The 26355-nt window shown below is 28.2% G+C and carries 21 protein-coding genes; 14 read left to right on the top strand and 7 right to left on the bottom strand.

The features are described 5' to 3' along the window. Positions 1 to 512: 512 nt before the first annotated feature. The 3 genes from BMW96_RS11035 to BMW96_RS11025 are packed head-to-tail and all read right to left on the bottom strand — an operon-like array spanning position 513 to position 2852. Positions 513 to 1649, bottom strand: coding sequence for a nucleotidyltransferase (locus tag BMW96_RS11035; RefSeq protein ID WP_092355805.1), 1137 nt, complete (start codon positions 1647 to 1649; stop codon positions 513 to 515). Continuing rightward, on the bottom strand, positions 1646 to 2101 hold the full coding sequence (locus BMW96_RS11030) for a threonine/serine exporter family protein (RefSeq protein WP_092355799.1): 456 nt from the start codon (positions 2099 to 2101) through the stop codon (positions 1646 to 1648). Before BMW96_RS11030 ends, BMW96_RS11035 begins: the two co-directional genes overlap by 4 nt. A 1-nt stretch (position 2102) precedes the next feature. Next, complete coding sequence (locus BMW96_RS11025; RefSeq protein WP_092355796.1) at positions 2103 to 2852, bottom strand: threonine/serine exporter family protein; 750 nt, start codon at positions 2850 to 2852, stop codon at positions 2103 to 2105. Between the two features lie 219 nt (positions 2853 to 3071). Here BMW96_RS11025 and BMW96_RS11020 point away from each other — a divergent pair, with 219 nt between their 5' ends. Continuing rightward, positions 3072 to 3995, top strand: coding sequence for a DUF1848 domain-containing protein (locus tag BMW96_RS11020; protein WP_092355792.1), 924 nt, complete (start codon positions 3072 to 3074; stop codon positions 3993 to 3995). Between the two features lie 13 nt (positions 3996 to 4008). Here BMW96_RS11020 and BMW96_RS11015 read toward each other — a convergent pair whose 3' ends face one another. Continuing rightward, complete coding sequence (locus BMW96_RS11015; protein WP_092355788.1) at positions 4009 to 4332, bottom strand: PTS sugar transporter subunit IIB; 324 nt, start codon at positions 4330 to 4332, stop codon at positions 4009 to 4011. A 368-nt stretch (positions 4333 to 4700) separates the two neighbouring features. Between BMW96_RS11015 and BMW96_RS11010 the strand changes: the two genes are divergently transcribed. Next, positions 4701 to 6692, top strand: a complete 1992-nt coding sequence (locus BMW96_RS11010; RefSeq protein WP_092355786.1) for a penicillin-binding transpeptidase domain-containing protein — start codon at positions 4701 to 4703, stop codon at positions 6690 to 6692. Between the two features lie 275 nt (positions 6693 to 6967). Here BMW96_RS11010 and BMW96_RS11005 read toward each other — a convergent pair whose 3' ends face one another. Further along, entirely contained in the window at positions 6968 to 7969 is a 1002-nt protein-coding gene (locus tag BMW96_RS11005) for a LacI family DNA-binding transcriptional regulator (RefSeq protein WP_092355783.1), read from the bottom strand. A 772-nt stretch (positions 7970 to 8741) separates the two neighbouring features. Between BMW96_RS11005 and BMW96_RS11000 the strand changes: the two genes are divergently transcribed. From BMW96_RS11000 to BMW96_RS10965, 9 genes are all read left to right on the top strand, one after another. Beyond that, a complete protein-coding gene (locus tag BMW96_RS11000) occupies positions 8742 to 10238 on the top strand; it encodes a UDP-glucose--hexose-1-phosphate uridylyltransferase (RefSeq protein WP_092355780.1) in 1497 nt (498 codons plus the stop codon). A gap of 1 nt (position 10239) precedes the next feature. Beyond that, on the top strand, positions 10240 to 11250 hold the full coding sequence (locus BMW96_RS10995) for an aldose epimerase family protein (protein ID WP_092355777.1): 1011 nt from the start codon (positions 10240 to 10242) through the stop codon (positions 11248 to 11250). Then, a complete protein-coding gene (locus tag BMW96_RS10990) occupies positions 11250 to 12527 on the top strand; it encodes a galactokinase (RefSeq protein ID WP_092355774.1) in 1278 nt (425 codons plus the stop codon). The genes BMW96_RS10995 and BMW96_RS10990 overlap by 1 nt, the downstream gene beginning before the upstream one ends. Before the next feature lie 468 nt (positions 12528 to 12995). Continuing rightward, entirely contained in the window at positions 12996 to 14426 is a 1431-nt protein-coding gene (gene pyk, locus BMW96_RS10985) for a pyruvate kinase (RefSeq protein ID WP_092355771.1), read from the top strand. Between the two features lie 633 nt (positions 14427 to 15059). Then, complete coding sequence (locus BMW96_RS14225; RefSeq protein ID WP_157796078.1) at positions 15060 to 15230, top strand: hypothetical protein; 171 nt, start codon at positions 15060 to 15062, stop codon at positions 15228 to 15230. Then, entirely contained in the window at positions 15199 to 16755 is a 1557-nt protein-coding gene (locus BMW96_RS10980; RefSeq protein ID WP_092355768.1) for a recombinase family protein, read from the top strand. The genes BMW96_RS14225 and BMW96_RS10980 overlap by 32 nt, the downstream gene beginning before the upstream one ends. 608 nt (positions 16756 to 17363) lie before the next feature. Continuing rightward, positions 17364 to 18503 (top strand): tyrosine-type recombinase/integrase, encoded by a 1140-nt coding sequence (locus BMW96_RS10975; protein WP_162207556.1) that lies wholly within the window; start codon positions 17364 to 17366, stop codon positions 18501 to 18503. 232 nt (positions 18504 to 18735) lie between these two features. Then, entirely contained in the window at positions 18736 to 18996 is a 261-nt protein-coding gene (locus tag BMW96_RS10970) for a hypothetical protein (protein ID WP_092355763.1), read from the top strand. 37 nt (positions 18997 to 19033) lie between these two features. Further along, positions 19034 to 19369 (top strand): DUF6618 family protein, encoded by a 336-nt coding sequence (locus BMW96_RS10965; RefSeq protein ID WP_092355761.1) that lies wholly within the window; start codon positions 19034 to 19036, stop codon positions 19367 to 19369. Between the two features lie 1118 nt (positions 19370 to 20487). Here BMW96_RS10965 and BMW96_RS10960 read toward each other — a convergent pair. Next, complete coding sequence (locus BMW96_RS10960; protein ID WP_092355759.1) at positions 20488 to 21648, bottom strand: aminotransferase class I/II-fold pyridoxal phosphate-dependent enzyme; 1161 nt, start codon at positions 21646 to 21648, stop codon at positions 20488 to 20490. A gap of 264 nt (positions 21649 to 21912) precedes the next feature. Between BMW96_RS10960 and BMW96_RS10955 the strand changes: the two genes are divergently transcribed. From BMW96_RS10955 to BMW96_RS10945, 3 genes are read left to right on the top strand one after another with little or no spacing between them, the layout of a single operon-like run. Next, positions 21913 to 22380 carry a PTS sugar transporter subunit IIA gene (locus BMW96_RS10955; protein ID WP_092355755.1) on the top strand — a complete coding sequence of 156 codons (468 nt, stop codon included), beginning with the start codon at positions 21913 to 21915 and terminating at the stop codon, positions 22378 to 22380. A gap of 4 nt (positions 22381 to 22384) precedes the next feature. After that, complete coding sequence (melB, locus tag BMW96_RS10950; RefSeq protein ID WP_092355752.1) at positions 22385 to 23815, top strand: melibiose:sodium transporter MelB; 1431 nt, start codon at positions 22385 to 22387, stop codon at positions 23813 to 23815. After that, positions 23796 to 26021 carry an alpha-galactosidase gene (locus BMW96_RS10945; protein ID WP_092355749.1) on the top strand — a complete coding sequence of 742 codons (2226 nt, stop codon included), beginning with the start codon at positions 23796 to 23798 and terminating at the stop codon, positions 26019 to 26021. Before melB ends, BMW96_RS10945 begins: the two co-directional genes overlap by 20 nt. Here the strand turns inward: BMW96_RS10945 and BMW96_RS14535 are convergent. Further along, positions 26008 to 26355: transposase (locus BMW96_RS14535; protein ID WP_244881311.1), on the bottom strand; the 348-nt coding region annotated here is incomplete at its 5' end. The two genes, BMW96_RS10945 and BMW96_RS14535, sit on opposite strands and share 14 nt — an antisense overlap.

Below are 26355 nucleotides of genomic sequence, written 5' to 3'. Positions count from 1 at the left end.
TGATATTATTAATGACAGTAGAGAAATCAAGTTTACGATTACGGATAAAATCAGTATTAGGATTCTCAACGAAAAGAGAACGAGAATTATTCAAAATCTTAATGCAGTGATTCAAATTTTTTCTAAGAGAGTTAAAATTGTTCATAAGTCATACCTCCAAAAGTTCATACCTATAAACAATAGGCTTATTATTCATAAAAAATATGAATAATAAGCCTCACAAACTCATTTAAATGTCAACACTTTTTTATAAAAAAAAGAGGATACCAATATTTTTATATCGATATCCTCAATATCATTTCCTTAACTTAATGACATTGAAGAAAATTGTGCTGTTTTTGTATTTAAAAATTTCAATTATTTATAAAACATTAAGTTATGCTTTACTTTCTTAATTCAAACAATTTTTTCTATTACTCTTTTGTTATATACTTTTCCAACTATAAAGAATTAAAAACTATAAAAAAATATAATTTTAATATAACTTCTGGTTAGAATATTATAAATAACTGTTATTTTGGAATACTCTTATATTCAAGCTCAACCAATTTATTTGGATTAATTGATAAACATGATAAAAGTTTTGTGGCTTTAAATTCTAAATCTAAAGCAGGGTGTGTATAGCTGGAAAAATTAGTTATTAATTTATACTCACAAACCTTTTTTATTTTATTTAAATATGCTTGACCATTATTATTCATTTTTAGTATTCGGATATAGTTTAAATGCATTGCATTGATAATTTGATCTTTAGTATTGTTCATTAAAATATGAATTAGCATTCGCTGAATTCGTGAACGAGTGTAACGCTTAGAAGATAGATTAGTTATTAACTGTTCCATATTATTAGATACTAATATTTTTTCTTTAAGTAAATTTTCAATACCTTCATCTACTAAATGTAATTGTTTTAATGATTGGTTACTTGTAGTTAGTATTTTATAACGTAGATAAGGATAGAAGTCATCTAAAAAATAAAATTCCTTATACTCTTTGTAATTACAAAATTGATTTTTTATATCAATTTTATTTTTCAAAGCATGACGAATGGCACTAGCAGAGCTGATAGCTTCAATTTGTAAACTATGAAAATCATTAGTTCTTTTGATACAATGCATTTCAATTGGATAATCATGATCTATAATCTCTTTAACATATGCAAGACCAAGTAAATCATTAGGTGTAGTAACAGTCTTATTCATTAACAAAGATAAAGCTTGATTGCAGGCATCAGGATACCGCAAACCTAAATTCATTTGTTCTTTTACTATATTATTATATGCTTTTTGATTATTTTTTATTGTATAGGCAATATCATTAAAAATATTAATATCTCCATTTTCACTACCAAAGACAATATCTGTAACTTTTAGTTTAGCTAGTATATCAATTGCACCATGTGCAAAATAATCAGCACTTTGAACACTATAAACAAATGGCAGTTCAATAACTAAATCAACCCCATTTTTAATAGCTATTTGGGCTCGAGTCCATTTGTCACTAATTGCTGGTTCACCACGTTGAACAAAGTGACTTGACATGACTGCAATTGTAAGATCAGGGTTTAGTAATTCTTTAGCTTTATTTAGATGGTATAAGTGGCCATGGTGGAAAGGGTTGTATTCAACTATTAATCCTAGTATTTTCATATGTTCACCTTGATTTTATGATAAGATAATTTTTTTATGACTTTAAAAATAGTAGACACAATCATAATTGCTAAGGCTAAACTAGCAGATATAGCAATGGTATGAATGAAACTGTCTAAAAAGAGTGCATTTTCACCTTGGGTACAATAAAGCATTGTTTGATAAATTCCACGACCTGGGACAAGGGGAAAGCAACCAATAATTAAAAAAATAGTAGCAGGAGCTTTATATATACGTGCAGCAATTTCAGCAAATAAAGTAACTATTGTCATGGCAATAAAGTAGCTTGCTAATTCATTATGTAAAACATTACAAAGTAAAAAAACAAGCCATCCTAGAGCACCACCAAGTGAACCAATAATAGCAAAATGAAGATTCTGATGAACTCTAAATATGAAAGCAAAGCCTACACATGCCATAAAAGCACTAAGACATTCAATTAATCCTTGCATTTTAACCTCCTAATATAACCATCATAATACCAACACCAGCAGCAATGAAAGTAGCTGTTAATAACGCTTCCAACATTCGAGCCATACCTGATATATAATCACCACTCATAATATCTCGTAGACTGTTAGTAATAGCAACCCCAGGAGTTAATATCATTAAACAGCCAATAATTGTTGACTGAAGAGAGCTGATTATGTTTAATTTAAAACTAAAAATTGCTATAGTAGTTAAGAGAATACTTGATAAAAGTGTAGAAACAAGATTATTAATTTCTAAAATTTCCATTAGCCAAATAAAAAAATATAAGATAAAGCCAATCAGCATAGCTGTAATTGTTTCATTTATTTTTCCTCCAAAGAAAGTAGTGAAAAAACCTGTTCCTAGTCCATATCCAACAAAAACTAAAGGCATATTTATAGGTGTGTTTTTAATTTTATTTATTTTCTTTTTAAGATAATCATAGTCTGGAGACATATTACACACATAGCGAACTAAGTTATTAAGTTCATATACCATGTCAAGATTAACATGATTTTGTTGGGTACGTTTTGATAGGGTATAAGTATGATTATCATGCATTTCAATTGTCAGGGTAAAGTATGTTGGTAATGCAAATACTTCAACATTTAGATATCCATAACTTTTACACATTCTAATCAACGATTCTTCAACACGATAGATCTCTGCTCCATGTTTTAAAAGTAGTCTGCCAATTTCTCCAATTAAATTAATAAGTTTTTGTTCATTCATAAGCCACCTCAAATCATAGAAAAGTATAACATGAATGTTTTCTAAATGATAGAAGATGATTATTAATATTTGGAAATAATTGTGATAAAATGTTCATGATGATAATGATGTTAATATATTATGGCAATTAATGAAAAAATTTATTCAGATTCACTTTATCATAAAATTAATTTTAATGTGTAAAAATAATGATGGTAAATAAATAAGAGGGGGAACATGATGATTTTACAAGTTTCAGGACGAACTGATATATGTGCTTTATATCCAAAATGGTTTATAAATCGTTTAAAAGAAGGGTATGTTTTGGTTAGAAATCCATATAATAAACAACAGGTTAGTTATATCAATATTAGTAAAGATGTTGTAGATTGTATTGCTTTTTGTACAAAGAATCCACAAAAAATAATACCCTATTTAAAAATGATTGATGAATTAGGTTATAAGTATTATTTTATGATTACAATTACATCATATGATCAGGATATAGAACCAGGTTTGCCACCTAAATTAAGTATAATTAAGAGTTTTATTAATTTAAGTAATCTTATTGGAAAAGATAGGATAATTTGGAGATATGATCCAATTTTATTAAATAAACGATATGATATTGAATTTCATTTAAAGATGTTTGAAAAAATGTGTCAGTTGTTATTTAAGTATACTAATATTGTGATAATAAGTTATTTAGATATTTATAAAAATATTATCGGAAAATTTAATGAATTAAGTGAAGAGGAAATTATTTATCTATCTAAACATTTAGGAGCAATTGCTGCTAAATATAATTTACAGATTCAAACTTGTAGTGAAAAATATGATTTAGAAAAATATGGTATTCTTAAAGGAAGCTGTCTTGATAAACAATATATTGAAAAGTTATTAGGTTATTCATTAGAAATAAAAAATAATCGAAACAGAAGTAACTGCTTATGTTTAGCGAGTATAGATATTGGTGCTTATAGTAGTTGTGATCATGGTTGTATATATTGTTATGCTTGTAATCATAAGATAGTTAAAAAAAATATGTTAATGCATAATGAAAATAGTCCTTTGCTATTAGGAGAGTTAAATGATGATGATCAAATTATTAAAAGAACTGTCACTTCTAATAAAAAGAGACAGCTGCAGTTAAATATATTTTAATTATAATAGCATATTATTGAACACAATTTTCAGATATTTTAGCAAAAGCTCGATCTAAAATATATTTACCATCAATATTAGCATAAGCACCCATACCTATTTTTTCAACAGGACAATGAACTAATTTTTCCACCATAAGCTGTTTAAAGCAAATTAATGGAGTAAGTAGGATGACATCTGCATCTTTAGCTTTTTCATACACATCTTGAATAGGGTAAGCGTATATTTCGCAGTCAATAGAATTTTTATATGATGCTTCTTTCATATTGTTTACTAAAAAATCGTTAGTAATTGTCATCTCATTTAACATATCACATAATAAAACAATTTTTTTCATATTACTTTGCCCCTTTCTATAATTTATAGTATATTGATACAAGTTTAAACAAAACTATTTATTATAATTTTTTACTAAGTATAACATTAGATAAAAATATTGTAAACACTTTCAAGTATCTTTAATAACATATGCACTTTTTATAATATTTTGTATGATTTTTATCGTATATTGATTATTGTTTTTAGTTGACTATCTTAAACATATGATGTGAATTTAAATATATTCAAAATGAATGTTAGCTCCTATAGTTATTTGTTATTTTAATAATATCTACTGCAGGTTTACTTATTCTATGATAAAGTAGTGGTAAAATTATTAAAATGAAATTACAATATACTTAACATTTATGGAAAAGAGGGAAGAAAATGAATTTAAGTTTAAAAAAATCAAAAGTATTTATTATTGGAGTTGCAATAATTGTTATTGTTACATTAGTATTTTTTTTATTTAACCAAGGAAAAGATGCAGGTGAAGCAGTAGAAGAGTATTATTCTCATTTGGTAAAAAAAGATTATAAAAAAATGTATGCTATGTTGACAAAAGGGTCTTTAGCTAGGACTTCACAGAAAGTATTTGAGACACGTTATGAAAATATTTATGATGGAATTGAAGCTAAAAATATGAAAGTAAAAATTAATGAAATAAATGATGATGTAGTTAATTGTACTATATCAATGGATACAATTGCAGGAAAAGTAAGTTATGATAATAAAATTACTGTTAAAAATGATGAAATAGTTTTTAATGAAAAAATGCTTTTTGATGGTATAGAAGGTGAAAATAAAGTTAGAGTTTTAACTGATAACGCTAGTAGAGGTAAGATTCTAGATCGTAACGATAAAGAGTTAGCGACAATTGGTGAAGCTTATTCAGTTGGACTTGTGCGTGGAAAACTAAACGGTGAAGGTGATTATCAGGCAATTGCAGATCTTTTAGATATGGGTGTTGATAAGATAAAGAAAATCATGAGTGCATCATGGATTAAAGATGATTCTTTTGTTCCATTAAAAGAGATAGCAAAAGATGATGATGGTAAATTATTAGCTGATCAATTATTAGCTATAAAAGGAGTAAAATTAAATACAGTATATGTGCGCTATTATCCTTATGGTGAAGTTACATCACACTTAACTGGATATTTACAACAAGTAAATGCTGAAGATCTAGAAAAACATAAAAATGAGGGTTATAGTGAAACTTCATTAATTGGTAGAAGTGGGATTGAAGCAGCTTATGAAAAAGATTTAAAAGGTATTGATGGTAAAAAGATTATTATTACTGATAAAGATGGTAAAGAAATTAAAATAATTGCAAATAAAAGAGTAAAAGATGGTAAGGATATCAAATTAACTATAGATATTGATTTACAGAAAGATTTGTATAATGAATATCAAAATGATAAAAGTGCATCTGTTGCAATGAACCCTAAAACAGGTGAGATTTTAGCATTAGTTTCGACCCCCTCATTTTCAAGTAATGATTTTATCTTAGGATTTAATAGTGAACAGTGGGAAAATTTAAATAATGATGCTTTAAAACCACTAACTAATCGTTTTAAAGCAACATATATTCCAGGTTCAAGCATGAAACCAATTACTGGAGCAATTGGTTTAGATGCTAAAAAAATTGAGCCAAATAAAGATTTAGGAGCTTTGGATAAATGGCAAAAGGATTCTAGCTGGGGAAATTATTATGTAACTACTTTACATGCGCCAACTCCAAATAATTTAAAAAATGCAATTATTTATTCTGATAATGTTTATTTTGCAAGAAGTGCAGTCGAGATAGGAAAAGATGAATTAACCTCAGGGTATGATAAGTTAAAGATTAGTAAAAAAATACCCTTTGAATTATCTTTGAATCTTTCACAATATTTAAATAAGGAGAGTAAGTTTGATGATCAAAAATTAGCTGATAGTGGATATGGACAAGGGGAATTATTAATTAACCCAGTTCAATTAGCATCAATTTATAGTTCATTTGTAAATGAAGGAGATATTTTTCAGCCATATTTAATTATTGATCAAAAGCCTAAGTCTTGGATTAAATCAGTATTTTCCAAAAGTACTGTTAATATTATTAAAGAAGCCTTAATAGGTGTTATTAGTGATAGTAATGGTACAGGACATGCGATTTATCATAATGATATTGAATTGGCAGGAAAAACAGGAACTGCTGAACTAAAATCTTCACAAAGTGATACTAATGGAACTGAATTAGGGTGGTTTACAGTAATGACTACTAATAGTGATACTCCAATCTTAATTACTACTATGGTTGAGGATGTAAAAGATCGTGGAGGTAGTGGTTATGTTGTTGAGCATATGAAAAAACCACTAGGTAATTATTTATATTAATATAATAAATAGCTGGTCAAAGTTGACTGGCTTTTTATTAGTTTTTTAAATATTATTATGTTATTTAGTCTTTTGGATTAATTTTATTTATTGTGTTTGAAAATAATTTTTTAGTATCGCTAACAAGTAACAATTCTTTAACATGGTTTTATAAACATCATCAAGGATTTTTTTGATAATGTTGGTTTAAGTGTTGTTTCTCTAGGTTTTTATTTAACAAAATAAGATTTATTTTATGTTTATGAGTAAACTGTGTATTAACATATAAAAAAGAACTAGTTTTCTAGTTCTTTACATGATTCTCTTTCAATTAATACACATGGTAAAGTTATTTGCATTGGTGTTGGTGAAGAATATTTACTTAAAATATTATAAACAATACTTGCACCATACTCTCCCATTAAATCTGCTGGAGTAAAAACAGTTGTAAGTGGCGGTGTAGTAAAGCTGGCCGCTTTAATATCATCAAATCCTATTAAAGAAATATCTTCAGGAACTTGAATATTACGCTCTTGTAGAGCTCTTAGGGCTCCAATTGCGATTGGATCACTAGCACAAAATATTGCGGTTGGTAGATCATTTTGATTGATCATATCGATCATCATTGTATAACCAGATTCATTAGAAAATTCACCTTCTAATAAATATGGTTCATATGTAATGTTATTTTGTTTACAAAAATCAATAAATATTTCTTTACGATTATCATGATATAATATGCTATCATCTACATATTCTTTTCCACCTAAAAAACCAATTTTATTGTGATTTAAGGTTTTAAGATATACCAAAGCATCAGTTACTGCTTTGTCAAAATCTAATGTAATTGTACTATCTTCATGATTAGGACTTCGCATATCTAAAAAGATAATTTTATTAGATATTTTTTTAAACTGAACAATTTCATGTTCATTAAATTTACCAATACATATTAAACCATCTACATTTTTTAATACTTCAAGATAATTTTGATCAGATTTAAAAGTACGAATAACATTAACTTGATTTTGTAAACAAAAATTTTCAATTCCCTGTCTTATTTGGAGATAATATGGATCATCGATTTCCTGCTGCATAGAATACCATTGAACAACCCCCAATGTAAAATCATTTTTAGTTACTTTTCTTTTTTTTGTATAATTCAATTCTTTGGCAGCATTAAAAACTGCTCGTCTTGTTTCTTCAGGAACTGAAAGTGTTTTATCATTGTTAAGAATTCTAGAAACAGTAGCACTAGAAACATTTGCAAGATTGGCAATATCTTTTATTGTAGCCATGATTTTCCTCCTTATCTCATTTTATACTATTATAACCTATTTTTGATTAAGATAAAAGTTCCAAGTAGAAGAAATTATATCTTCAATACTAGTAATTTATGCTGCTGGTTTAAAATTTATTTTGATTTAGTATTATTTATTTGTAATTAATCTTGGAATTATTATATTAATTGATGAATTAGTTAATAGTATTGATGATTTTTTATATTTTAATATGTTGATATAGGCATCAGCTATATCAAAAACATGAATGTAATCAGAAATATATGTTTTATTAGGAATATTGTAATAATTACTACAAATGTAGATTGTTTTGATAGAACCTATAATATTAAAGGGGGAATGGGTTTTATTAAATTATGAAGTTTACTTATTTTATTATTTGGATGATTAAAATATTTTAATTCAACATAATTTGTTTTATATACTTTAGAACATTAGCTCGTTGATTTTTGATTATTAATTTGGTTTTATTATATGGATTAGTTGGATTATATTCTCTATGAGGGGTAGTAGATAAAAAGACAATATTTTTTACATCATGTTATTTTATACACATTATTATAATACTCAAAAATAATTAGCTTCAAAATATATAGTATCCTCAATTTCCTTTAAATCAAATATATTATTAAAAAATCTTTATTTTTTAAATCTCTAGTAAAATCATGTTCTATAATTTAGTAAAATTCTGTCTATGTTTTAGTAAAGAAGATTGACAATTTACTATTTAAAGGATACAATTAAAAATGTAAACAAGGGAGGAAAAAGTATGAATCATGAAATAAACCAATTAATTCAATTTGCTTTGGACAAAGAAATGATAACTGCTGATGAATGTGATTATTCAGTAAATTTATTATTGGAATTATTAGAAGAAAATAATTTTGAATATGAAGAAATTCATGAACATTTCTCTTTAGCTACACCAATTTTAGAAAAGTTATTAGATCAGGCAGTAGAAAAAGGATTAATTGAAGATAATATTACTAGTCGTGATTTGTTTGATACTAAAATAATGAATTGTATTATGCCTCGTCCTCATACTGTGATAGAGACATTTAAACAAAAATATAAAATCTTACCTCAACAAGCAACTGACTATTATTATCGTTTATCAATTGCATCTAATTATATTAGAAAAAGTAGAACTGATAAAAATATTCGTTGGAAAAAATATGTTAAGTATGGCAATATTGAAATATCAATTAATTTATCAAAGCCAGAAAAAGATCCTAAAGAAATTGCTAAAGCCAAATTAATTAAATCTAGTGGTTATCCTAAATGTTTGTTATGTAAAGAAAATGTAGGATTTAAAGGAGATTTAAATCGTGCTGCTAGACAGACTCATCGAATCATTCCACTAAAACTAGAAACAGGTAAATATTATTTACAATATTCTCCATATGTCTATTATGATGAACATTGCATTGTCTTTAATGAAGAACATAAACCAATGATAATTAATAAAAATACATTTGAGAATTTATTTTCTTTTTTAGATATTTTCCCTCATTATATGATTGGTTCTAATGCAGATTTACCAATAGTTGGTGGGTCAATTTTATCTCATGATCATTATCAAGGGGGGAATTATGAATTTCCAATACAAGGCGCTGAAGTATTAAAAACATTAACATGCGATAAATTTCCTAATACTATAGTTGAAATTGTAAAATGGCCATTATCTACAGTACGATTAACTTCAGAAAGTAAAGAAGAATTAATAGAATTATCAAGTCATATTTTAGAATGTTGGCGTGATTACAATGAACCAATTTTAGATATTATTGCTTATAGTGATAAAACACCTCATAATACGATTACTCCTATTGCAAGAATGAAAGGTAACAAGTATCAGATTGATTTAGTACTAAGAAATAATCGAACAAATGAAAAGTATCCTGATGGGATATTTCATCCTCATCAAGAGTCACATCATATTAAAAAGGAAAATATTGGTTTAATTGAGGTAATGGGTTTAGCTATTTTACCAGCACGTTTAAAAGATGAGTTAAAATTATTAAGTGATTGTTTGTTGAACAAAGTAAAGATCAAAGATTATCCTGAATTAAGTAAACATCTTGATTGGTATGATTATTTAATTAGTAAGCATGATATTAATGAAGATAATGTAGAAGAAATATTAAGAGAAGAGGTAACAGTTAAATTTGTTAATGTCTTGGAAGATGCAGGTGTATTTAAAATGGATGATCAGGGAATTGATGGTTTAACTAGTTTTGTAAATACAGTATTGAAAGGAGTATAAAATGATTCAGGTAATTGATAAAATTGATGATAAAATCGATTTAATTGAAATGAAAAATGATGATTTAACTGTAGTTGTTTCTAATTATGGATGTACTATCATAAAAATATTAATGAAAGATAAAGATGATAATGTTGATGATGTAGTCTTAGGTTATGATGATTTTAGTGATTATCAGACTAAAGATGCTTATTTAGGGGCATTGGTTGGGAGAACTGCAAATCGAATTGGTAAAGGAAAATTTAGCTTAAATGGTCAAACTTATAGTTTACCAATTAATAATGGTCCTAATTGTTTACATGGTGGTATTAGAGGTTTTTCTTATCAAATTTTTGATTATAAAATAGTGGATAATAGCATTGAATTTAGCTATTTATCAAAAGATGGTGAAGAGGGGTATCCAGGAAATTTAAAGTTTAAAGCTATATATACATTAGATAAAGAAACTTTAACAATTCAGTATCTAGCTACTAGTGATAAAGATACAATTATAAACATAACCAATCATTCATATTTTAATTTATCAGGTGCTAAAGAAGATATTTATAATCATCAGTTACTGGTTCATAGTAATAAGTATGCTTGTATTGATTCAGATGGTTTACCAACTGGTAAGTATAATGAAGTTAAGGGAACACCATTCGATTTTAATATTATGACTAAAATTGGCGATGTAATAGATTGTGATGATGAACAAATTAAATTAGGTGCAGGATTTGATCATCCGTTTATTTTTAATCAGTATAAAGATCAGGTAGAATTATTTCATGAGACAACAGGAAGAAAATTAACTGTATGTACAACTCTTCCAGGAGCTCAAATTTATACAGCAAACTATCTAGATGGTCGTATTGGTAAATATGGAATCAATTATCCTCGTCGCTTTGCAGTATGTATTGAAACACAAAACTTACCAGATGCAATAAATATTGAGGAGCATCCAACAACGATATTAAAGAAAGGTGAAACATATGATGAAACAACATCATATAAATTTGAGGTAATTAAATAATGATCAAAGCAACAATTATAAAAGAAGATTTTAAAAATGGAAAATACAATGAATTATTAAAGGATATTTATGTTGATGAAAGTCTAATTGATTATCAACAAACTCGTTATATTAAAGCAATTGAAAAGTATATAGATTTGTATGGAGATACTGATGTAGAAATATACAGTGCTCCAGGTAGAAGTGAAGTTGGTGGAAATCATACAGATCATCAACATGGATGTGTTTTAGCAGCAGCAGTAAATCTTGATGCAATTGCTGTAGTAGGGAGAAATAATAATATAATTAAAGTATTGTCAGATGATTTTGATATTGCACCAATCGATTTAAATGATTTAGAAATAAAAAAAGATGAAATAGGTACTTCAGAAGCATTGATTAGAGGAGTATGTTCACGGTTAAAAGAACTAGGTTATACAATTGGTGGTTTCAATGCATTTATTACTAGTGATGTATTAATGGGAGCAGGTTTATCTTCATCTGCTGCATTTGAAACAATAATTGGAACAATAATTTCTGGATTATATAATGATATGAAAATTGATCCTGTATTAATTGCCCAAGTAGGACAATATGCAGAGAATGTTTATTTTGGTAAGCCATGTGGTTTAATGGATCAATGTGCTAGTTCTGTAGGGAGTTTAATTAATATTGATTTTAAGGATGTAGAAAAACCAGTTGTAGTTAAAGTTGAAGTGGATTTTTCTAAGTTTGGGCATAGTTTATGTATAGTTGATACAAAAGGTTCACATGCTGATCTAACAGATGAATATGCTGCTATTCCTAGTGAAATGAAAAAAGTGGCAAATTATTTTGGTAAAGAATTTTTACGTGAAGTAGATGAAGAAGCATTTTTTAATGATATAGCAGGTGTACGAGAAGTTTGTAAAGATCGTGCAGTGTTAAGAGCAATTCATTTATTTGCTGAAAATAAACGAGTTGAAGGACAAGTAGAAGCTTTAAATACTAGTGATTTTGAAGAATTTAAAAAGTTGATTAAAGCTTCAGGTGATAGTTCTTATAAATTTTTACAAAACGTTTATGCTAATTGTGATGTTCAAAATCAAAGCGTTTCGATTGGGTTGGCAATGTCTGAAAAGATAATTGGTGAAAATGGTGTTTGTCGTGTTCATGGTGGAGGATTTGCTGGAACTATTCAGGCTTTTGTAAAAGATGAATTTGTACCAATTTACAAAGAGAAAATTGAAAAAGTTTTTGGAAAAGATTCTTGTCATGTGTTAAAAGTACGTAAATATGGTGGTATGAAAGTGTTATAGGGGCGAAAGCTCCTTTTCATTTTAATGTAATAGTAAATAGGAAAGATAGTTAATACTAATTGATAGCAGTTATTATAGGAAAAAGTAGGGTTAATTACAAATTAAAATAGTATTATATTAATAATTTACTAAAATATAATTGAAATTTAAGTAAAATTTAAGTAATATAATATTTGTATAGAGATATAAGAACAAATTTTGACTGGTTGATAGAATCTAAAATATTTAAATATATTTTTTAAAAGTTAGAAAATAGATAGATGATATTATCAGAAGATTAATTATATTTAAATATGGTAATCATAAATATATCTAATAAGAATTGTTGTAGCAATTAATTTAGGTTTATAAGATGACACAGGTATTTAATTATTAATATCTTTTGTTTAAAGCCTCGTAAGTATAAATTCAATCAGTTATAATATTTGTATAAAATGTTACAAAGAAGAAAAGGATGGTAATGGTAAGATGTTAAAAAATGAAAAAATGAGTAAGACTAAAATTGTTTGTACGATTGGGCCAGCATCAGATAATAAAGATATGTTAACTAAATTAGTAAAAGCTGGCATGAATGTAATGAGACTTAATTTTTCTCATGGTAGTCATGAAGAACATTTAAAAAAAATAAAATTACTTGCAGAAATTAATAAGGAATTAGATACTTCAGTAGCAATTTTGTTAGATACTAAAGGTCCTGAAATCAGAACTGGAGATTTTGTTGGTGGGAAAACTGAATTTAAAAAGGGACAAGTTGTTACTATTTGTCAAGAGGATATTGAAGGTACTAGTGAGCGTTTTACGATAACTTATAAAGAATTGTATAGGGATGTTAGACCAGGTGGTTTTATTTTAGTTAATGATGGTCAAGTTGAATTATTAGTTGATCATGTTGAAGGAACTGATATTGTTTGTGTATGTGCTAATAATGGAATAGTTAAAAATAAGCGTGGTATTAATGTGCCAGGAATTAAATTAGGATTTGATTATCTATCTGCTAGAGATATTGATGATTTAACATTTGGGTGTGGTCAGCCATTTAGTTATGTTGCTGCTTCTTTTGTAAGAAGGGCACAGGATGTTTTTGATGTGAAAAAATTATTAATAGAAAATGGGCGTTCGGATATTCAAATAATAGCTAAGATTGAAAATAGCGAAGGTGTGGAAAATATTGATGAGATACTAAAGATTGCAGATGGAATCATGGTAGCTCGTGGAGATTTAGGTGTTGAAGTGCCTGCTGAAGATGTACCATTAATTCAAAAAGATATTATTAGTAAATGTAAAGATATGGGTAAACTGGTTATTACAGCGACTCAAATGTTAGAAAGTATGCAACAAAATCCACGTCCTACTCGTGCAGAAGTAAGTGATGTTGCTAATGCTATTTTTGATGGAACTGATGCAATAATGTTATCTGGTGAATCTGCTTCTGGTTTATATCCTCAAGAAGCTGTTATGACAATGAGTAAAATAGCCTTGAAAACTGAACAAAGTTTAGATTATGATGGATTACATCGCCAAGCAGTATTAACAGCACCACAAGATACATCTGAAGCTATTTGTATGTCTGTTGCAGAAATCGCTTCAAAATTTCAAGTAGCTGCAATTATTGCTTTTACTGAAAGTGGTTTTACTGCTCGAAAAATGTCTCGTTATCGTCCTGAAGCAAGAATTATTGCTGCTACACCAATTGTTGAAACAACAAAAGCATTAGCAATTAATTGGGGAGTTAAACCAGTTATTTGTAAATCAATGACAACTCGTTCAAGTATGATGGATTATGCAGAGATTATTGCCCGAGAAAATGGGGTTGAAGCAGGAGAATTGATTCTTGTTACAGGTGGTAAGCCTGGATTAATTGGTGATACAAGTTATTTGGAATTAGTTCGTGTAAAATAATAGAAGTATTTAATTTGTTTTAAAGCTAACTTAAAAATGGATTTAAAATTTAATAACTATGATATGGCTTGATTCCTGATTTGTATGGGAGTTAAGCCTTTTAATTTTTATGTGTTTTTGTTTTTCTATGTAGTGATATTTGACAGTTTATTAAAAATAGGAGGTCTACTATTATCAATTAAAATATATAAACCATTTTTCATCAAATGGTATATGAGGTTAAAGAGATTATTTTCTTTTATTGAATTTTAATATGTATTTATGTTTTTTATTAATTAAATTATGAATTACTAATATAAAAGAATGAGTAATAAATAGTATTAATAATGATATGTGCCTAAAAATTAGCCATGATAATGAATAGAATATGGTAAAGAGAGGTGTTATAATGGATCCACTTCAAAATGAAATATTCATAGAAGGAGAGCCGTTTGTTAGTAGACAAGTTTTTCCACCGTTTTGGTTTTGGTGGTTATTCCCACCAAGACCACCAGGTCCATGGTTTCGCAAGGGGATAAAAAAAACACCTCCACAAAAAAATTGGTGTAATGATGATTAGTTTAAATGGTATTTAAGCATAAAGTAATCACCTTTCTTATATGTTATAGAAAGCATATAGATAAGGGGGATTTGATGAAACCGAATAAGGATAATAAAATCATCTTATCAGAGAAAACACAAAGAGAAATGCTTGAGTTCTTTATGGAAACCTCTATCATTACAAAATTAAAAAAAGCATCTATTCAAAATAAAAAAAGGATAGGTGAAAGTAATGAAAGAATCAAAAAAGAATCAAAAGAATAATACTAAGGTTGGAATCTATATTCGTGTATCAACACAAGAACAAGTGATACATGGATACTCTATTGGGGCTCAAACAGATAGACTAAAAAAGTATTGCGAAGTAATGGGCTGGGATATTTACAAGCTATATATTGATGAGGGTATTAGTGGAAAGAATATGAAAGACCGCCCCGAAATGCAAAATCTTTTACATGATATTGAAAATGAAAAAGTAAATAATGTACTTGTATTAAAAGTTGACCGTCTAACACGTAGTGTCCGGGATTTAGTTGATTTTGTTGATTTAATAAACGAAAAAGATTGTCAATTTACATCTATTATGGAAATGATAGATACAAGTACTGCCACGGGTCGCATGTTCTTAAAAATTATCGGAATCTTTGCCGAATTTGAACGTGAAAATACAATTGAACGAGTGGAGATTGCCAACAGCAGAAAAGTAAGTGAGGGATACTGTTTATATTCTTGTACAACCGCATGGGGATATGATAGAAAAAAAGGAAAAAAAGAAATTTATGTCAATCATAAGGAAGCAAAAATATTAAAAGAGATGGAGCATATGTTTCTAGTAGATGATTATTCATGCCATAAAATAGCATTTAAATTAAATGTACGAGGAATTAAAACGAAACAAGGTGAGGGAAATTATTGGACGTCAAAAGCGGTAAAATATGTATTAACAAATCCAGTATATCATGGGATGACACGACATCATACAGATGATTTGACGAGATATACGGAACATAAAGGAAAACATAAGCCATTAAGAACAAAAGAAACTTATGATAAAATAATAGAAAAATTTGAACAAGTAAAACATTATACAAAAACAAAACACGGAAATGAAAATAATTATTTTCTAGGAGCATTATATTGTTCTATTTGTGGAAGTCGTCTTAATAGTCATATTAAGATAAAGACTTTAGCAAATGGAGAACGAAAAAAATATACCAGCTATAGATGTCCCAACAAAGGGATGGGAATAGGACTTTGTAATGCGAAAAGTATTGCCCATTCTAAAATGGAAGAGGCATTTGTAAATTATATTAAGGAATATGAAATCAAGATAAACGAAAAAATAATTGACCAAGTAGAAATCAAGCAACAAGAAGAAACTAATTTACTAAATACAATAAAGGAGGATTTGGAAAAGCAACTAAAAAAGCTCGACCGAAAAGAAGAAGAAGTAATGCGTTTATATATTAAAAATGATGTCGATTTTGTAACTTTTCACCAAATAAAAAAAGAACTAGGTATCCAACGAGACCAAATAATTACTGAAATGGAAAGTATATGTGAAGAAACAGAAGAGGAAATGATTCAAATATCAAAGAAAGATATCATAACCAATTTACGTGAAAATTGGGAATTATTTAGTGATAATGAAAAAAACAACTTTTTAAAGAAGTTTATTCATAAAATACATGTGATTAATAAACCACAAGAAAATACTTTTTATGGTAAAGCTGTTATAGAAGAAATTATCTTTAATGAAGAAGTAACCAATAATAAAAAAGATGAATAATTAAAAGTAAAAATTTTTTATAAACTTTCCATTTAGTAATTTTTTAAAAATAAAAAAATATTTAAAATAAAGAAAACCTAGTTAACACAACATTTAACAATGGTTTTATAAGTTTGAAAAGACTTGTTTTACCACGAATTTACCACAACATAAATAAATTAATGAATGAGCTTTGATATGACAATACTATTAATTAATAACAACAAAAAGGGAACTTACAAAAAAGTTCTTTTTTGTTATCTGCTTATTATACCATTATGGCTCCTTGGTTCTTAGTTTTCTCGGCATAACCGCTTTCGCTTTTATTCCAATTTCCTAAGAACTAGACACAAAAAAAGTTAGAATGTTTGAAAAACTCTAACTTCTTATTTTTTTATTAATATGCATGACAACTTTTAATGAACATTTCATATAGATATACTGACTAAATTTATCCTATTAGTTCATGGAATAATCAATTCTATGAATATATAAGGGGTACAATTTCAATCAAAAATCTATATTAATTGTATCATTTTATGTTGTTTATTGCAATAGTTTTTTATAAATGTGATAAAAAAATAGCACTTATACAAACTGTTTACAGTCAAGAAAGGGGTCAAAATCTCGTGCCTAGACGTGGTGAAAATATCCATAAGCGAAAAGACGGACGCTGGGAAGCACGTTATATCAAAGATAGAAAGAATGGTAAAGCGGTTTATCATTCTGTTTATGCTAAAACATATTCAGAGGTAAAAGCAAAATTAAAAAACTGTATAGCTAAAGAAAAAGACAGTAAAATAGAAAAAACTTCTAAAAAAATGACATTTGATGATGTATTTCAAGAATGGTTAAAATACAAACAGAATTTTATCAAACAGTCGAGCTACAATAAGTATTTCAATTTATACACCAATTATATAAATGACGTTTTTAAAAATACTTGTCTTGATGATGTTTCTAACAGTATGTTTCAGGAAGCAGTTATTTCCATGATTAATTTAAAGAATAAACGAACAAAGAAGAAATTATCATCAAGTACGATTAAAAGTATTGTATATGTTATCAAATCAACAGTCTTATTTGCACAAAAACAAGGCTATATCAAAGCGTTTTGTTTGCAGATAGAAATACCTTCAAATGAAGCGAAAAACATTCAGGTACTGTCTAGAAATGAGCAGAATATACTTGAATTCCATACCAGATTAAAGTTAGATACTATTTCTTTGGCAATACTAGTATGCTTGTACTCGGGTCTTAGGATTGGGGAAATATGTGCGCTCCGTTGGGAGGATATAGACCTTAATAATAAATATATAGTTGTTAATAAAACTGTTCAAAGAATACAGCAAATTCAGGTTCCGTATCGAGCAACAAAGACAATTTTAACTGTTACACCGCCAAAGACAAACAAAGCCATTAGAAAAATTCCTATTTCCTCAGTACTCTATTCTATTCTAAGTAAGTATTATGAGCAAAATTATCGTAGCAGTAAACACTATGTATTAGTAAATAAAAATAATGATATGATTGATCCCCGTTCTATACAGTATCAGTTTAAGGAACTGATTAAAAAAATTAAAATAACACAAATTACCTTTCACGGGTTGCGACATACTTTTGCAACCAGATGTATAGAGCTTGGCATGGATATCAAAACCCTTAGTGAGATATTGGGTCATTCAAATGTATCAACGACCATGAACATATATGTTCATTCCACCGAGCAACAGAAAAAAAATCAAATGGAACTTTTAGCAAAACTATAAAGGGTAAAAATTATGGTCAAGAACACTAAAACCCTTATAAAACAAAACAAACCCGTAGAATTGATTATTCTACGGATTAGAGTTTTATGTTGTTAATTATATTCTGGTCATCGCAGACGTTTTTATACACATATAAATTATAGATTTTTAAATTATACAGTTTCAATCAAAGATTTGCAGTAACCATAAGAGGTGATTAATAAAAAAATAAGAATATCAGGGAGATTAAAAAGTGGCTATCACATATAGAAAAGCAACATCAATCAAAGAATTACTAACAACTATTCATGAACTGGATAATGAATATGTACGAGAACATGGTACCTCTCTTGTTATCCCGATTGTTGATAATAAGACAAGAAAACTTATCATACGGGAATTAAAAAAGCTGAAAATATATCACAAAGTTCAAATAATAGAAACGGACAATGCCAAAAAATTTTACGAAAAAGTAATGGATGGCTATCATCTATATCAAAAAAATGTTTCATAATTTTTATGACAATTAAAATAAAAAAAGGAGGAAATAATTGAAAACAAATGAAATAATAATAAACTGCAGTACACTTATAGAAAGTAAAAGGGTAAAATGGAAAACCTATATAAAATCCGTGATATTTTATTGCGATTATTATGAGGCAGTCGTCGAGGGAGAAGGACGGGAATTTACAATTATAGTTGGTACAACCACTAATTATAATTGGATAGCACTACCCAATCAAAGGTTATCCTGTACACTGTCAAAATTTGATGATGTATTTTGGAACAGTGACCATCTAGGCGAGATGTTAGGAATAATTGACGCAACAACAATCGCTGAGGCAATTGCCTATATTGACAAAAATAAAGAAACATTGGAAAAGTGATAACTGATTTAATAGTTATTGCTTTTTTTATGCAGTAAAACAATGGGTGAATATCAGTATTACAAAGTGTAACCTCTAAAAAAACAGAATATAAAGGTTACACCGCCAAAAGCTATGGTATTACTAGCTTTTGGTGCCAAAAACAAATTAACATATAATGTCATAATATATATATTATATATATTATGTCACGCTGCTGATGTAACTTGAGGAGGAAAAGTTGTAAATGAAGTATAACTTATTATCCAACTATAAGCTTTTTCTCACTTCCCTCGGGCTTCGTCCTAATACGGTCAACACTTATTATAACCGCATGGCTAAGTTGTTGGAGGAACATTATTTAGTGAATGGCTGTTCTAAAATAGACGTATCTAGTCTAATCTTCAAGCTGTCTCATATTTAGAAAAAATTGGAATAAAAGCGATAGCGATTATGCCGAGAAAACTAGGAATTAAGGGAATATAAATAATATACTAAATGAATAACAAAAAGGGGTTTTTTGATAATTCCCCTTTTTGTTGTTAGTGACTTTGAAAAAATAGTTTTTGTGTCGTATGTTGTATGAATTTGTCAGTATGAATAATATTTGGTATAATAAACATGAATAGATGAGTTAGTTTTGGGGATGTTATTTTTTACCCTTTCTTCCGCCGAGACCACCAAGACCGCCAGGGCCACCATTTCCACCAGGCCCACCAAGACCGCCAGGTCCACCGTTTCCGCCGGGACCGCCAAGACCGCCAGGGCCACCAAGACCATGGTAAATTGAATAGGGTGTAATGAAATAAGCAGTTCTAAATAAAAAAGACGATTTGAACCAGTAATTATCACTGAGACAAAACGTCTTTTTTAATATAATTATGTTATAAAAAATACCACTAATTCAATAGACACCTCTATAACATATCTCAATCAGTTTTTTTGCTAGAATGATTTTATCCTTTAACAATGTCAGTTTTACTGTAATGATAGAAAATAGATGTTTTTAAGAAAATGGAATTTATATTATGATTTAAGGGTATAGTCAGTTATATTATATAATGAAATTAAATTATTTTCTAATTAAACGTAAAAGGTTTTTAATATATATTTTCTAATAGAACACGATTATATTTTTTCTATTTAAAAATATTTGTTTTATTCATAATAATAAATGCTTTTTCAATTAATTCAATATCCTGGATTAAGGCAATTCTAACAAAGCCCTCTCCATATGTACCAAATGCACTGCCAGGAACGAATAAAATACCAGTTTGATCAAATAAGTCATTAACAAAATCAATTGAAGTTCTATATTTATCAGGAATCTTAGCCCAAATAAACATTGTTCCTTTTGATTTATCAATTTCCCAACCTATTTTTTTAGCATTACTTAAAAAAGCATCACGACGTTTTTTATATGCCATACGTGTTTGTTCAACACACGATTGATCACTACTTATGGCTTCTATTGCAGCTAGCTGGATAGGAATAAACATCCCATAGTCCATATTTGATTTTAAAGTTTTTATTTGTTTAATAATATCTCTATTACCTACAGCAAATCCTACTCGTGCCCCAGCTAGTCCATATGTTTTTGATAATGAATTAAATTCAATTCCAATATCTTTTGCACCAGGATAAGACAAAAAGCTTTTTCCTGGTTTTTCAAATAATAGTTCACTATATGCATTATCATGAAGAATAATAATATCGTTATTTTTTGCAAATCTAATTAATTCAAGATAAAATTTATCATCAGCAATTCCACATGTTGGATTATTTGGATAGGAAACAATCATAAATTTAGCTAATTTAGCATCAGCTTTATTAATAGCATCAAAATCAATTAAATAATTATTTTCTTTTAATAATGGCATTTCAACAATTCTGGCTCCTGCAATTAAAGGACCATCTTTAAAAACTGGATAACTGGGATTAGGAACTAATACAGTATCTCCTTCATTAATTAAAGTCATTGCTAAATGAGACAATCCTTCTTGGGAACCAAGTAGAGAACAAACTTCATCATTTTTTACGTTAACATTATATCTTTTTTGATACCAGTTGATAACTGAATCAATTAATTCTGGTAGATCATTGATTGCATAAACATAATTTTTAGGTTCAAGAGCAGCTTTAGCTATTACTTCACGAATATTTTTAGTTGGTGGAATATTAGGGGTACCAGTACTAAAATCAATAACTTCTAAGCCCATTTGTTTTCTTTGGGCTGTTTTTTTTGCTAGAGCTGTAAAAATACTTTCAGGAAATAAATCCATTCGTTTTGAAAATTTCATTTGATAATTCACCTCTTGTTTATTCTAATACAAACTATTATAGAGTTAAAGAAAAATATTGTTTTATCAATATATATAAAATGTTAAACAAATATGTCATAATGTTAACTTGATTTTTTGCGGGAAGTAATTAATTACAATTATATTTAATAAAATATAACATTTAGACATATTTTGATTACATATAATACTGTTAAAAACATATCCTAATGTTATAATTTTAAATGTAAAAGCGCTTACAAAATTTGCTGATGGAGGTTGTATATGGGAATTTTTAAAAAGAAAATTGAAATAAATTGTCCAATTGAAGGAAAAGTAAGTCCTTTAGAATATTGTCCTGACGAGGTTTTTTCTAAAGGAATGACAGGTGAAGGTGTAGTGATTTTTCCAACTGGAAATATTGTTTATGCACCATATGATTGTAAAGTTGAGTTTATTTTTGAATCAAAGCATGCAATTGCTTTAAAGGGAAGTGGAATTGAGTGTTTAATTCATGTCGGGTTAGATACAAATGTTTTAAAAGGTAATGGATTTAAAGTATTTGTTGAAGCAGGTGAAAATGTAAAACAAGGGGATAAATTAATTGAATTTGATATAATGGTTTTAAAGAAACATCATTGTATTGATGCAACGCCTTTTGTTTTTACAAATTTAAATAGAAGAGATATAACAGTAGATCAATATGGAATGGTTGATGCAAATATTCCATTTATAACAATAGAAAGGAAGTAATCAAATGAATAACGAAAAATTATCTTTTAAAGAAAAATATTCTTATGGTCTTGGAGCAATAGGAAAAGATATGTGTTGTGGGATAATCTTTACCTACTGTATGCTATATTTTACAGATGTTTTAAAATTATCTGCAGCTTTTGTGGGAACGTTATTTTTCTTAGCTAAGTTTTGGGATGCAGTGAATGATTTAGGTATGGGAATGATTGTTGATAATACACATACTAAATGGGGAAAATTTAGACCTTGGCTGGCGATAGGTACAATTGTTAATGCTGTTGTACTAGTATGCTTATTTACTAATTGGGGATTATCAGGAACATCATTATATATTTTTGCTTCAGTTATGTATATAGTTTGGGGAATGACATATACAATTATGGATATTCCATATTGGTCAATGTTACCAAATTTGACTTCTAATCCTGAAGAAAGAGATAGAATAGCGGTTATTCCAAGAATTTTTGCTTCAATTGGTGGATCTTTACTAGTAGGTGGTTTTGGTTTACAAATTATGGATTTTTTAGGAAAAGGGAATGCTCAAGACGGATTTACACGTTTTGCATGGGTAATTGCAATTGTTTTTATTGTAACTGTTGGTATTACTGTATTAAATGTTAAATCAGCTGATCGAACAGAAATAAAGAAAACAGAAAAAACATCATTTAAGCAAATGATCCAAGTTATTAAAAAAAATGATCAGTTACTAGTTGCAATAGCTGTAATATTGACATTTAACTTTGCTATGAACTGTATCAGTGGAGTTCAAACTTATTATTTTATCTATGTTACTGGTGATAAAGGCTTATTTTCTATTTTTACAATGTTTGCTGGTTTTGCAGAAATATTTGGACTTATCATTTTTCCAAAATTAGCTAAACAAATGTCTAAAAAACAAGTCTATGCTCTTGCAAGTAGTATACCTGTTATTGGTTTAATTATTTTATTTGTAACTGGAATTTTATTTCCAAAAAATTATATTTTAACTGCTATTGCAGGAATATGTGTAAAATTAGGTTCAGGTTTACAATTAGGAACGGTGACAGTTGTTTTAGCTGATGTTGTTGATTATGGAGAATATAAATTAGGTACTCGTAATGAATCAGTTATTTTTTCAATTCAGACTTTATTAGTTAAATTTGCTTCAGCTATGGGGGCATTATTTACAGGATTTGCATTAGATGCAACTGGTTATATTCCAGATGCAGTTCAATCTATGTCAACGATTAATGGAATGCGAATCATTATGATAGGATTACCAATTATCTTTGTTATTATAAGCTTTATTGTCTATAAAAAATACTATAAATTAAATAGTGAATATATGACTAGAATTATGAATATTCTTTCATTAAAAAAAGAAGAAAACAAGGTAGAAGAAAATAATCAAAACAAAGAATTAAAGGAGGTAAACTATGCCAATTCAATTTCATAAATCATCACAAACATTTCACTTATATAATTCACAAATAAGTTATATCTTTAAAGTATTAAAAAATAATCAATTAGGTCAATTATATTATGGCAAAGTAATTCACGATCGAGATAATTTTGATCATCTTTTTGAAGCAAAACCAAGACCAATGGCGGCATGTACATTTGAAGGTGATTTAACATTTTCATTAGAACATATTAAACAAGAATATCCAGTATATGGATCAGGAGATATGCGTCATCCAGCAATTGATATTCTTCAAGAAAACGGTAGTAGAATTCTCGATTTTAAATATCGTGATCATCATATTATAAAAGGAAAACCTAAATTAGCTAATTTACCTGCTACATATGTAGAAAATGATGATGAAGCTGTGACATTGTTAATCACTTTATATGATGAGGTTATTAAAACTGAATTAATTTTAAGTTATACAATTTATGAAGACTTAGCAGTTATTTGTCGAAATTCATTTATTAGAAATTGTAGTCAACAAAAATTAATTATAAATCAAATAATGAGTATGTCTTTAGATTTACCAGATCAGAATTATGAAATGGTTGAATTAACAGGAGCATGGTCTAGGGAAAGAAGTGTAAAGAATCGTAAACTAGAACATGGGATACAATCAATATATTCACTTCGTGGATGTTCAAGTAATAATTTTAATCCTTTCATTGCTTTAAAAAGAGAAAATTGTAATGAGTATGATGGAGAGGTATTAGGGTTTAGTTTTGTTTATAGTGGTAATTTCTTAGCTCAGGTTGAAGTAGATACTTATAATGTAACTCGTGTTATGATGGGAATTCATCCACATTGTTTTAGTTGGGAATTAGAAAACAACGAATCTTTTCAAACACCAGAAGTAGTAATGGTATACAGTGATAAAGGATTAAATGCTATGTCACAAACGTATCACCAAATATATCAAAAACGTTTAGCTCGAGGGTTATATCGTGATCAGGTTAGACCAATACTTGTTAATAACTGGGAAGGAACTTATTTTGATTTTGATGAAGAAAAGATCATGAAAATTGCAACAACAGCTAAAAAGTTAGGAATAGAATTATTTGTTTTAGATGATGGATGGTTTGGAAAAAGAAATGATGATAAAGCAGGACTAGGGGATTGGTATCCTAATTTAGAAAAACTGCCTAATGGTATTAGTGGATTAGGTAAAAAAATTACTGATTTAAAAATGAAGTTTGGATTATGGTTTGAACCAGAAATGGTTAATAAGGATTCTGAATTGTATCGTAAACATCCTGAATGGACATTAGAAACACCAAATAGAAATAGTTGTCATGGTCGTAATCAATATGTTTTAGATTTTTCTAATCCAGAGGTAGTAGATTATGTCTATGAGATGATGGCAAAAGTAATTGAGGAAGGAAAAATTTCATATATTAAATGGGATATGAATCGTTGTATGAGCGAAGTTTATTCTTGTGTTCATAGTCCTTCTTCTCAAGGAAAAGTGATGCATGAATATATTTTAGGTGTATATCGTTTATATGAAAAATTAATATCACGTTTTCCAGAGGTGTTATTTGAATCATGTGCTAGTGGTGGAGCTCGTTTTGATCCAGGAATGATGTATTATGCACCACAGTGCTGGACAAGTGATGATACTGATGCTATTGAAAGATTGAAGATTCAATATGGTACTTCATATGTTTATCCAATTTCTTCAATGGGGGCTCATGTATCAGCTATACCTAATCATCAAGTATTTAGAAATGTACCAATTGAAACAAGAGCAAATGTAGCTTATTTTGGAACTTTTGGTTATGAATTAGATTTAAATAAGCTAAGTCAAGAAGAACAGGATAAAATCATTGAACAAGTGAAGTTCATGAAAGAATATCGTGAAGTTATTCAGTTTGGGACTTTCTATCGCTTAAAGAGTCCATTTGAGGGTAATGAAACAGTATGGATGGTAGTTTCAAATGATTTGAATACAGCAATTGTAGGTTATTATCGTCCATTACAAGAAGTTAATCAAGGGTTTAGAAGGATTAAGTTATTAGGTTTAGATCCAGATAAAGAATATCATGTATCAATCAATGAAACTGATCATTATGGTGATGAATTGATGAATTTAGGATTGATTACTAGTGATAGTTCTTGTGGTGAAAATAGAGAAATTTATAATGGTATTAATGGAGATTATTTATCTAGATTATATATTATTAAAGCAAAATAGACGCATAGCGTCTCAGGCTGTTGACAAAAGATGGTATAAAAACTAGTTTTAAAGTTCTTATACCACCTTTTTTTGTTTTTGATTTATTATTTATTTCTTTTTCTTTATATATTTCACTTTTATTGCCCTTTTTTATAAAAACTGGCCTGTCTTTCCATAGCCATCCTGCCATCTTTCTTAAATTATGGCATGCAAAAATAAGCTCTCCCTGATGTTTGTTTTTCCTCAGCCCCCTTAATCGTGTAAATCTTAAATTATGTTTTTCCTTGCACTCTCCAAATACACGTTCTATACTCTCTTTTCTAATTCTATATATCTCTTTCCATTTATCTGT

Origin of the sequence: Thomasclavelia cocleata (assembly GCF_900102365.1) — a bacterium.
Lineage (GTDB): Bacteria > Bacillota_I > Bacilli_A > Erysipelotrichales > Coprobacillaceae > Thomasclavelia > Thomasclavelia cocleata.
This window is presented reverse-complemented; position numbering and strand designations above follow the sequence as displayed.